The following is an 11,258-nucleotide window of genomic DNA, read 5'->3' as shown; positions in this document are numbered from 1 at the left end:
GCCCCCGCCCGCCCGGGAAGCACAGAGCCGGTGCCCCGGGGGAAAGCAGGGGCCCGGGGGAGCAGCCTCCCCCGGGCCCGGCACGTACGCCGCGGCGGTTCAGACCGCCGCGGCCAGTTCCTCCTGGCGTTCCTTCGGGACGAAGCCCACCCGCGGGTGGCCGTGGTTCCAGCCCACCGCGAGCCGCAGTCCGCCGACGCGGGCCATGACCAGGCCGATGGTGACGGCCGCGACGGCCGAGACGGCGCCGCCCGCCGCCAGTCCGGCCCGGACGCCGTAGGTGTCCGTGATCCAGCCGGCGATCGGCGCGCCCACCGGCGAGCCGCCCATGAACACCATCATGTACAGGGCCATCACCCGGCCGCGCATGGCCGGGTCGGTGGCCATCTGCACGCTGGTGTTGGCGGTGACGTTGACCGTCATGCCGAACATGCCGATCGGTGCCATGAGCAGGGCGAACATCCACAGGGAGGGGCTGAGGGCCGCGACGATCTCGACCGCGCCGAAGACCACCGCCGCCGCGACCAGCACCCGCATCCGCGCCGTGCCCCGGCGGGCGGCGAGCAGCGCGCCGGCCAGCGAGCCGACCGCCATCAGCGTGTTGAAGAGGCTGTACGAGCCCGCTCCCGCGTGGAAGACGTCGTCGGCGAAGGCCGAGAGGTACACGGGGAAGTTGAAGCCGAAGGTGCCGATGAACCCGACCAGGGCGATCGTCCAGATCAGCTCGGGCCGCCCGGCGACGTAGTGCAGGCCCTCGCGCAGCTGGCCCTTGCCGCGCGGGGCGCGCTCGACGACGTGCAGTTCGCGGGCGCGCATCAGCAGCAGTCCGGCGATGGGCGCGACGAAGGAAAGGCCGTTGGCGAGGAACGCCCAGCCGGTGCCCACCCCGGTGATCAGCAGGCCCGCCACGGCGGGACCGACCAGCCGGGCGGACTGGAAGTTCGCGGAGTTCAGGCTGACCGCGTTCTGCAACTGGTCGCGGCCGACCAGTTCGGTGACGAAGGACTGGCGGGCCGGGTTGTCGACGACCGTGGCGAGGCCGACGGCGAAGGCGGCGAGGTAGACGTGCCAGACCTGGACGTGTCCGGACAGCGTCAGGAAGGCCAGCACGAGCCCGGTGACGGCCATCGCGGACTGGGTGACGAGCAGGGTGCCGCGCTTGGGCAGGCGGTCGACGAGAACCCCGCCGAACAGGCCGAAGAGCAGCATCGGCAGGAATTGCAGGGCCGTGGTGACGCCGACGGCCGTGGAGGAGCCGGTGAGGCTGAGCACCAGCCAGTCCTGGGCGATGCGCTGCATCCAGGTCCCCGTGTTGGAGACGACCTGGCCGACGAAGAACAGGCGGTAGTTCCTGACCCTCAGTGAGCTGAACATCGAGGACCGGCGGGCCCTGCCGGGTGAAGTGTCGTGGATGGTCGGTGCGGGGGCGGAAGGTGCTCCGGATCCCGTACTCAAAAGGATTCGCCTCCTCGTCCGGTCGCCCGTTCGCCCTCGGGGCGCTGCGGGCCGGTGCGGAGCGGCGGCCGCCTGCGCGGGTCCGTCCCCTCGGCACCGGCGCGCCCGTTCGGCTCACGCGCGGCGCGGTGGTGCTGATCTACAGGTGTGCGAGCTTCTCCAGCACGGGGGCGGCGGCGCGCAGTTTCGCCCACTCGTCCTCGTCGAGGCCGTCGACCAGGGAGGCCAGGAAGGCGTTCCGCTTGCGGCGGCTCTCCTCCAGCATCGCCGTGGCCTGTTCGGTCTGGGTGACGACCTTCTGGCGCCGGTCCTCGGGGTGAGGCTCCAGCCGGACCAGGCCCTTGGCCTCCAGCAGCGCGACGATGCGGGTCATCGACGGCGGCTGGACGTGCTCCTTGCGGGCGAGCTCGCCCGGGGTCGCGCTCCCGCACAGGGACAGGGTGCCCAGCACCGACATCTCGGTCGGGCTGAGCGACTCGTCGACTCGCTGGTGCTTGAGGCGACGGGACAGCCGCATGACTGCGGATCGCAGGGAGTTCACGGCGGCAACATCGTCGCCATGGGTAAGGTCCGACATGGTCTTTAGCGTAACTCATTACTCTCGCTAAAGACCAATGGGCACGCGCATCGAGGACCGACGGGGCCCGCACACCGAGGACCGGACCCGCACGTCGCGGACCGACGGGCCCCGCGGGGATGCCCGTGACCCGGACGGCTCAATCCGGATATCACTCATACGGGTGATCCCTGGGCGGAACATCTCGCGCCACACCGAAGCGTGCAGCGACTCTCGTACGCATGGGGACCAGCGTGCTCAGCCTGCGTGTGGACGGGGAGCTGCTCGAGAGGCTCCGGGAACATGCCGCGAAAAGGGGAATGAGCGTCCAGGACTATGTGGTCCGGACGCTCATTCGCGACGACTTCGACGAGCGGTTCCAGACCGCCGTCGAGGAGACGGAGAAGTTCTACGGGGTCACGTGACGACCCCGCACCATCAGGTCAGGCCGAGGGCCGGCATCAGGTAGTAGAAGGCGAACACCGCCGAGACGACGTACATCGCGGCCGGGATCTCCTTGGCCCGGCCGGCCGCCAGACGCATCACCACGAAGGTGATGAAGCCCATGCCGATGCCGTTGGTGATCGAGTAGGTGAACGGCATCATGACCATCGTGACGAAGGCCGGGATGGCGATGGTGTAGTCGGCCCAGTCGATCTCCTTGACCGAGCCGGCCAGGATCAGGAACCCGACCGCGATCAGGGCCGGGGTGGCCGCCTGCGACGGGACCATCGTGGCGATCGGGGTGAGGAACAGGGCCACGGCGAACAGGGCGCCGGTGACGACGTTCGCGAAGCCGGTGCGGGCGCCCTCGCCGACGCCTGCCGTGGACTCCACGAAGCAGGTGGTGGCCGAGGAGGAGGAGGCGCCACCCGCGGCGACCGCGATGCCGTCGACGAAGAGGACCTTGTTGATGCCGGGCATCTGACCCTGCGCGTCGGTCAGCTTGGCCTCGTCGCTGATGCCCATGATCGTGCCCATCGCGTCGAAGAAGCACGACAGCAGGACGGTGAAGACGAAGAGGACACCGGTCAGCACGCCGACCTTGTCGAAACCGCCGAACAGGCTGAACTTGCCGATCAGGCCGAAGTCGGGGGTGGCGACGGGGTTGCCCGGCCACTTCGGCGTGGTCAGACCCCAGGACGGGATCGTCGCGACCGCGTCGATGATCATCGCCAGTACGGTCATGGCGACGATCGAGATCAGGATCGCGCCGGGGACCTTGCGCACGATGAGCGCCAGGGTCAGCAGCGTGCCCAGGATGAAGATCAGCACCGGCCAGCCGGTGAGGTGACCGTCGACGCCCAGCTGGAGCGGGACGGTGGTGTGGGCGGCGTCCGGGATGCGGGTCACGAAGCCGGAGTCGACCAGACCGATCAGCATGATGAACAGGCCGATACCGATGGCGATGGCCTTGCGCAGCCCGTAGGGCACGGCGTTCATGACGCGCTCACGCAGACCGGTGGCGACCAGCAGCATCACGACGAAGCCGGCCAGGACCACCATGCCCATGGCGTCCGGCCAGGTCATCCGCGGGGCGAGCTGGAGCGCGACCACGGAGTTCACACCCAGGCCCGCGGCGAGCGCGATGGGCACGTTGCCGATCACGCCCATGAGGAGCGTGGTGAAGGCGGCCGTGACCACGGTCGCCGTGACCAGCTGGCCGTTGTCGAGCTGGTGCCCGTACATGTCCTTCGCGCTGCCCAGAATGATCGGGTTCAGCACGATGATGTAGGCCATCGCAAAGAAGGTGGCGAAGCCGCCACGGATCTCCCGGGGCAGCGAACTGCCACGCTCGGAGATCTTGAAGTAGCGGTCGAGAGCGCCGTAGGCGGGCGTGCCGCCCGGCTGCTCGGGCGCGGGAACCTTGGCGGGGGCCGAGGTGGACATGCGGGACCTCAGGGGGTGACGGGGGTGGGGAACATGATCGAGCCTCGCCGCTCCCAGGTCACCTTCAGCGCTCCCCCACGGTGCTGTTGGTGTTTCCTACGACAAGAAGTGGCCAGGCTCGGACTGTTTCAGTATGAACATATGAAGTCGATTTAGCTATCTCCGCGCGTAGACCTCAGGTGTCACGGGAGACCCACCGCTCCCTGCGTTGCCGCCCCGAAGGCCTCGTAAGCTGTGCGCATGACCAAATGGACCCCCACGCACGAGGCGCCCGAGCCCCTGGAGGGCCCCGTGGTCGCCACCATCACCGGCGGCACGATCATCTGGTTCGTCCTGTTCCTCGCACAGCTCCCCTTCTACGGCTGGTACGAGGACCACGGCCACGCGTGGTGGATCTGGACCTGCCTGGCCGGCGCCGGGCTGGGCCTGATCGGCATCTGGTACGTACGCAAGCGCGACGCGGCGATCAAGCGGGCGGCCGCGGCGGCGGCAGTCCCGGCGGCCGAGTAGCCACCGGACCCACGGGCCCGCACGCCCACCGGACCCACGGCCCCGCACGCCCGCCGGATCCATCGGCCCGCGCCCCGCGTCGTCCCTGCCGGTCGTCTCTGCCGACCGCGCCGTACGACCACGGCATCAGTCCCCGCGCGCCCTCCTCGTCCTCAGGTCGGAACTTCCGCCCACTCGGCGGGTGAACCGTCAAATCCGCACGTACCGTCGAAGGCATGAGGCACATCGACGCCGGCGCCGAGCTCGATCCTGTGCACCCCGTTCCCATGCCCCCGCCCCCGGCGATCGGACTCAGCACCGCCCAGGTCGCCGAGCGCGTGGCGCGCGGGCAGGTCAACGACATCCCCGTGCGCAGCAGTCGCTCCCTGGCCGAGATCGCCCGCGCGAACGTCTTCACCCGGTTCAACGCGATCATCGGCGTGCTCTGGCTGATCATGCTGTTCGTCGCGCCGTTCCAGGACAGCCTGTTCGGCTATGTGATCCTCGCCAACACCGGTATCGGCATCGTCCAGGAGTGGCGGGCGAAGAAGACCCTGGACTCGCTCGCCGTCATCGGGGAGATCCGGCCGACGGTCCGGCGGGACGGCGCGGCCGTCCAGATCGCCACCTCCGAGCTCGTGCTCGACGACCTCGTGGAGATCGGTCCGGGGGACAAGGTGGCCGTCGACGGCGTCTGCGCCGAGGCCGACGGGATGGAGGTCGACGAGTCGCTGCTCACCGGTGAGGCCGACCCGGTCGTCAAGCGGCCCGGCGACCCGGTGCTCTCCGGCAGCTTCGTGGTGGCCGGCGGCGGGGCCTTCAAGGTCACCAAGGTGGGCCGCGAGGCCTATGCCGCCCAGCTCGCCGAGGAGGCCTCCCGCTTCACCCTGGTCCACTCCGAGCTGCGCTCCGGCATCTCCACGATCCTGAAGTACGTGACCTGGATGATGATCCCGACCGCGATCGGCCTGATCATCAGCCAGCTCTTCGTCCAGCAGCACGGATTCAAGGACTCCATCGCCCGGACGGTCGGCGGGATCGTCCCGATGGTCCCGGAGGGGCTGGTGCTGCTCACCTCCGTCGCCTTCGCCATCGGTGTCATCCGACTTGGCCGAAAACAGTGCCTCGTCCAGGAGCTGCCGGCCATCGAGGGACTGGCCCGCGTCGACATCGTCTGCCTCGACAAGACCGGCACCCTCACCGAGGGCGGCATGGACGTCACCGGGCTGCGCCCGCTCGGCGGCCACGAGGAGGCCTACGTCCGCAGGGTGCTCGGCGCGCTCGGCGAGTCCGACCCGCGGCCCAACGCCTCCCTCCAGGCCGTCATCGACGCCTACCCGGACACCGAGGAGTGGCGCTGCACCGAGTCCCTGCCGTTCTCCTCGGCCCGCAAGTACAGCGGCGCCTCCTTCAGCGAGGGCAACGGCGAGTCGAGCACCTGGCTGCTCGGCGCCCCCGACGTACTGCTGCCCGAGGCCGACTCCGCCCTCGCCGAGACCGAGCGGCTCAACGCGCAGGGGCTGCGGGTCCTGCTGCTCGCCCGGGCCACCCGCGACCTCGACGGTCCCGACGTGACGAAGGACGTCCGGCCCGCCGCCCTCGTCGTACTGGAGCAGCGGCTGCGCCCGGACGCGGCGGACACCCTGGGCTACTTCGCCGAGCAGAACGTCCACGCCAAGGTGATCTCCGGTGACAACGCGGTGTCCGTCGGGGCGGTCGCGGGCAAGCTCGGGCTCACCGGCACCGCCGTCGACGCGCGCAGGCTGCCCGCGGACCGGCAGGAGATGGCGCGGGCCCTGGACGAGGGCACCGTGTTCGGGCGGGTCACCCCGCAGCAGAAGCGGGACATGGTGGGCGCCCTCCAGTCCCGCGGCCACACGGTCGCGATGACCGGGGACGGGGTGAACGACGTACTCGCGCTCAAGGACGCCGACATCGGGGTGTCCATGGGCTCGGGGTCCGAGGCGACCCGGGCCGTCGCGCAGATCGTGCTGATGAACAACAGCTTCGCCACGCTGCCCTCGGTGGTCGGCGAGGGGCGGCGGGTGATCGGCAACATCACCCGGGTGGCCACGCTCTTCCTGGTGAAGACCGTCTACTCGGTCCTGCTGGCCGTGCTGGTGGTGTGCTGGCAGGTCGAGTACCCCTTCCTGCCCCGGCACCTGACCCTGCTGTCCACCCTGACCATCGGCGTCCCGGCGTTCTTCCTCGCCCTCGCCCCCAACAACGAACGCGCCCGGCCGCACTTCGTCCGGCAGGTCATGCGGTACGCGATCCCGGGCGGGGTGGTGGCGGGGGCGGCGACCTTCGTGACCTATCTGCTCGCCCGCCACTACTACACCGGGACGGACGCGCTGGACGCGGAGACGAGCGCGGCCACGCTGACCCTGTTCCTGATCTCGATGTGGGTGCTGGCGATCATCGCCCGCCCCTACACCTGGTGGCGGGTGGTCCTGGTCGCCTCGATGGCCGCCGGGTTCCTGGTGGTCCTGGTCGTGCCGGCGCTCCAGAGCTTCTTCGCGCTGAAGCTGGTGGGGGCGGTGATGCCCTGGACGGCGGTGGGCATCGCGGCGGTGTCGGCGGTCGTCCTGGAACTGCTGTGGAAGTGGGTCGACCGCCGCTTCCCCGCGTGACGGAACGCCGACACCGGCAGTACTGGCGGTACTGCCGGTGTCGGCGGTGATGCGGGCGTACGGCTGTTACTGCACGTCGATGTAGTCGGCCGCGGCGTTGACCGCCGGGGTCGTCGTGGTGCCCGCGAAGACGTAGCGGTAGTAGCCGTCGGCGGACGCGGTGACCGTCGTCTTCAGGGCGCCGGTGGAGCTGGTCTTGATCGTCTTGACCGTGGTGTAGGCGGTGGCGCCCTTCTTCTTGAACTGGAGCTTCACCGGCTGGGCGGCGTAACCGGCGTACTTGCCGCTGTCCCAGTTCGCGCGGGTCAGCGCGCCGGTGACCGTGATGGTCTTGCCCTTCTTGACCGGCTCCGGGGCGGCGTTGACCGTCAGCTTCGACAGGCGCTGGATGTTCTTGGCGCCCAGGTCGCCCTGCCACTTGATGTTGGTGCCGCTGGTGGCGACCGCGACCGCGCCGACCTTCCAGGCGCCGGCCTCGGTGTTGAACAGGTCCTCGGTCTCGTCGGTGGAGGCCGGACGGAACTGGATCTTGGCCGTGCACTTGAGCACGGTCGAGGAGGACGCGGTGCAGGTGCCGGCGTCGTCGCCGCCGAGGATGTCGCTCGGCGCGGTGATGCTGGTGCCGCGGTAGAGGACCGGGCCGCTCTCGAAGGAGCTCGCGGCGACGTTCGCGGGGTGCGTCACCGTGTAGGTGGCGGTGACCGTGACCTGCGCGGTCGCGCCGACCACGACGTTCTTGCCGGCGTTGACCACGACGTTGGAGAAGGTGACGGCGGACAGCGGGTTGCCGGCGGCCTGCGCGGCCGGGACGGCGAAGGCGGAGAGGGCCAGGGCACCGGTGACGGCGGCCACAGTGGCTCGAATACGCATGGGGTTCCCCAGGTGGAGAAGGGGTCCCGCCGCTGGTCGTTCCTCACGGTTCGTCGTCGGCGCGGGACCCAAGTGATCGGTGAGTCTGTTGACTCGTTGAGTGAGATCAGTGAGCCATGCGACTGGTTGTACGCGTGATGCGAAACAACCCGAGTTTTTATGATCGCGTTACGGTCCGATGGCGAAGCAGAAAGAAAGACGCCCGGCCCCGGGAGACCCCGGAACCGGGCGCGGACGCGGACCGTACGGCGTCGGCTACGGCACGTCTACCGCACGTCTATGAAGTCACCCGCGGCGCTGACCGCCGGGGTGGTCGAGGTGCCCGCGAAGACGTAGCGGAAGTAGCCGTCGGCGGAGGCCTTGACCGTGGTGCTCAGGACGCCCGTCGAGTTGGTCTTGATCGTCTTGAGCGTGGTGTAGGCGGTGGCGCCCTTCTTCTTGAACTGGAGCTTCACCGGCTGGGCGGCATAGCCCGCGTACTTGAAGGTCTCCCAGTTGGCGCGGGCCAGCTTGCCCGTGACCGTGATGGTCTTGCCCTTCTTCACCGGCTCCGGCGTGGCGTTGACCGTCAGGGTCGAGGCGCGCTGGACCCGGTGGGTCGTCTGGTAGTCGTTCCAGTAGACCCGCCCGTCACGGGCGAACACCCCAAGCTCCACGTGCCAGGTGCCGGCCTGCACGTTGGCGGTCAGGTTGCTGCCCGGGGCGGCGGTGACGGTCAGCTTGCAGGTCGAGGTGGTGGCGCTGGCGGCGGTGCAGGTAGCCCTGCCCTCGTTCGCCAGCAACAGCCCGTCGAGGCCGATCTCGCGGCCGGTGCCGTGCCACAGGGTGACGTCGATGTCCTGGATGCCGCTGGAGTGGCTCGCGGTCACCGACACCGTGAACTTCTTCGCGGCCGACGGGCCGACGACGATGTCCGCGCCGGAGTTGACCGAGACCTTGGAGACCTTCGGCAGTTCGTCCGCGGCCGACGCGGCGGGCACGGCCAGCCCGGTCAGGGCGAGGGCGCCCGAGACGGCGGCGACGGTGGCTGGGATGCGCATACGGTCCCCCGGTGGAAGGGGGCCCCGCCGTCCGTCGTCGCACGCGGCGCGCGAGGACGTCAGGGCCCGATCGTTCATGGAGTCGGTCGACTCACATGATCAGATGTGTGACGCGGGTAAAGGGTTGTACCCGAGGCGAAATCCTCGTGACGTTCCGGCGGCTCAGTCGAACCAGCGGTCCCGCGCCAGCTCCTCCGTCCGTGAGGGGTCCTCCAGCAGCGCCGCGACCTCGAAGCGGCGCGGCCACTGGCCGGCCGCCCAGGCCAGGCCCGCGGCGACCCCCTCCAGGGTCGAGGCGTGCAGGACGCCGTCGTCGGTGAGCCGCCAGTCGATCTCCACGCCGTCCACGAGGAGTTCCTCGTGCTCGACGTAGGACCGCGGGGTCCGCGGCCCGAGCAGCGCGCGCACCGGCTCCGGTACGTCGTGCTCGGCGCCCTCGGAGCCGACCTCGCCGGTGACGGACTCGCTCAGCCGCCGCACCTGGAACAGCTCGGCCAGTTGGGCCGCGAGCGCCGGGCGCACCGGCAGCAGCGGCACGCCCTCGGTGAAGGGCAGCAGGTCGGGGGAGTCGACCACCACCGCTTCGGCCGCGTCCACCACCTCCACCCGGCCGTCGACGACCGCGCGCACCTCGTCGGGCAGGGTCACGTGCTCGGGGTCCAGCTCGGACAACGCGCAGTACAGGCCGTGCAGTTGGGCGGCGGTGACGGAACGTTCCGGGTCGGCGAGCCGGTCGAGCAGTTCGGCGGCGCCACCGGGCTCGTCGAGCAGCGCGGCCACCGAGGTGCGTACCCCGAGGGCCCGCAGCACCTGCTCGTCATCGAACCCGGTCGCGTCGGCCTCCTCGTACAGGCCGCGCAGCAGCGGGTCGCCGCCGGCCGCGAGCAGACCGGCCGGGCGGCGGCCGTCGATCACCGGGTGCCCGCGCAGCCACCAGGCCGTGTAGGGCCGTACGACCTCGTGGGTGCCGTCGGGCAGCAGGATGCGCAGCGGCTGGACGAGGGCATCGCGCAGCGGCGGCCTGGCCAGCATGCCGAGCGCCTGCGGCCAGCGGTCCTCGTCGACCAGGTCGAGATCGCGTACGGCGACGAGTTCGGTGGCCACCGGCGGCACCGGGGTGTCCGGGAACCGGTCGAGGACGTCCTCGCACCACACGTCGACGGCGTCCAGCAGACCGGCGTCGTCGGGCTGGGCGAAGTCGCCCTCGCGGGGCTCCAGTTCGTCTGGGTCGAGGACCACGTCGGTGGCGCGGACCAGGGCGAAGCCGGCCAGCACGCCGCAGGCGGCCAGCGGCTGTTCGCCCCACTTGTCGGCCAGTTCGGCGTCGACGAAGGCCAGTTCGTCCTCGCGCATCACCTGGGCGAAGGGGCTGCCGGGCAGCACCAGCTCGCCGGCCGGGGCGAGTTCGCCGTCCTCGTCGGGCAGGGCGAGGGCGCCGAGCCAGGGTTCGTCGCCGGGCTCGATACCGGCGTCCCGGACCAGGGCGAGGACGATGTCGGCGAGTTCCTCGGCGTCCAGGACGTCCTCCTCCCACGCCCCGCCCAGGTCGTCGAGGGAGGCGGCGACGGCGCCCCGCACCTGGGGGGTGGTGAGGACGGCGCGGGCCAGGGCCGGCAGGGCGCCGAGCTTCTCCAGGAGGGGGTGGACGGCGTCCGGGTGGGCGACCTTCAGGCCGAGCCGGGCCAGCACCTCGGGTTCGATCCGGGCGCCGTCCGGGGAGGGCAGCAGCACCTGCCGGGGGCCGACGGTGGTGCGCCCGTCGGCGAGCGGGACGGGCAGCCCGGAGAGCCGGTCAGGGTCGACCCCGGCGAGGCTGTCGTACAGCCGCCGCCACCAGTCGGGGTCCTTCTCCAGCCCGGCCAGCCGGTCGACCGCGTCGGCGAGCGGCACCCGGCCGACGCCCAGCGTGCGCAGCTCGACCCGGCGTTCGAGGCCGGCGGGCAGCAGGGTGGGCAGCACCTCGGCGAGGACCCGGACGGTGTCGCCGCCCGCGCCCTCGACCACTTCGGCGTCGCGCGGACGCAGCGCCTCCGGCAGATCGGAGTCGGGCGTGCCGTCGGGACGGACGGCGGGCGGCAGGAAGGCCGTGCGGGGCAGGCGCTCCAGGATCGCCTCGCGCAGGGCGCCGTCGAGGCCGCCCTTGCCGAGCGGGCCGGGCACGAGGTCGATGAGGCCCTCGCTCACCGGGCGCCAGTCGGCGAGGAGTTCGGTGTAGGCGTCGGCCGCGCGCTGCACGAGGTAGTCGGTGAGCGGGCCGGGGGCGGCGTGGCGCCGGGTGGGGTCCAGCGGGAAGGACGCGATGAGCAGGGCGGGCACCCCGAGGGG

General features: G+C 70.9%; 9 protein-coding genes. 3 read left to right on the top strand and 6 right to left on the bottom strand.

The window, feature by feature from the left end; translation table 11 throughout:
* Positions 1-99: 99 nt before the first annotated feature.
* A complete protein-coding gene (locus FNH09_RS40425) occupies positions 100-1,455 on the bottom strand; it encodes an MFS transporter (protein WP_420802833.1) in 1,356 nt (451 codons plus the stop codon).
* Positions 1,456-1,594: 139 nt separating this feature from the next.
* Positions 1,595-2,032, bottom strand: a complete 438-nt coding sequence (locus FNH09_RS40420; protein ID WP_152894852.1) for a MarR family winged helix-turn-helix transcriptional regulator — start codon at positions 2,030-2,032, stop codon at positions 1,595-1,597.
* A gap of 221 nt (positions 2,033-2,253) precedes the next feature.
* Between FNH09_RS40420 and FNH09_RS40415 the strand changes: the two genes are divergently transcribed.
* Complete coding sequence (locus FNH09_RS40415; protein ID WP_152894851.1) at positions 2,254-2,436, top strand: ribbon-helix-helix protein, CopG family; 183 nt, start codon at positions 2,254-2,256, stop codon at positions 2,434-2,436.
* Between the two features lie 13 nt (positions 2,437-2,449).
* On the opposite strand, the gene FNH09_RS40410 is transcribed toward FNH09_RS40415, so the two are convergent.
* On the bottom strand, positions 2,450-3,901 hold the full coding sequence (locus FNH09_RS40410) for an NCS2 family permease (RefSeq protein WP_152894850.1): 1,452 nt from the start codon (positions 3,899-3,901) through the stop codon (positions 2,450-2,452).
* 240 nt (positions 3,902-4,141) lie between these two features.
* Between FNH09_RS40410 and FNH09_RS40405 the strand changes: the two genes are divergently transcribed.
* The gene (locus FNH09_RS40405) at positions 4,142-4,411 is read left to right on the top strand and encodes a DUF2530 domain-containing protein (protein ID WP_152894849.1); all 270 of its coding nucleotides are present in this window, start codon (positions 4,142-4,144) and stop codon (positions 4,409-4,411) included.
* 215 nt (positions 4,412-4,626) lie between these two features.
* Positions 4,627-7,023: a cation-translocating P-type ATPase gene (locus FNH09_RS40400; RefSeq protein ID WP_152894848.1), complete on the top strand. Its 2,397-nt coding sequence runs from the start codon at positions 4,627-4,629 to the stop codon at positions 7,021-7,023.
* Positions 7,024-7,089: 66 nt separating this feature from the next.
* Here the strand turns inward: FNH09_RS40400 and FNH09_RS40395 are convergent, their stop codons facing one another.
* The 3 genes from FNH09_RS40395 to FNH09_RS40385 all read right to left on the bottom strand — a co-directional run.
* The gene (locus FNH09_RS40395) at positions 7,090-7,893 is read right to left on the bottom strand and encodes a hypothetical protein (protein WP_152894847.1); all 804 of its coding nucleotides are present in this window, start codon (positions 7,891-7,893) and stop codon (positions 7,090-7,092) included.
* 266 nt (positions 7,894-8,159) lie between these two features.
* The gene (locus tag FNH09_RS40390; protein WP_152894846.1) at positions 8,160-8,933 is read right to left on the bottom strand and encodes a DUF5707 domain-containing protein; all 774 of its coding nucleotides are present in this window, start codon (positions 8,931-8,933) and stop codon (positions 8,160-8,162) included.
* A gap of 162 nt (positions 8,934-9,095) precedes the next feature.
* Positions 9,096-11,258 (bottom strand): molecular chaperone Hsp90 (locus tag FNH09_RS40385; protein WP_152894845.1); only part of this gene is annotated, 2,163 nt, incomplete at its 5' end.

It is taken from the genome of Streptomyces adustus (assembly GCF_009377175.1).
Lineage (GTDB): Bacteria > Actinomycetota > Actinomycetes > Streptomycetales > Streptomycetaceae > Streptomyces > Streptomyces adustus.
This window is presented reverse-complemented; position numbering and strand designations above follow the sequence as displayed.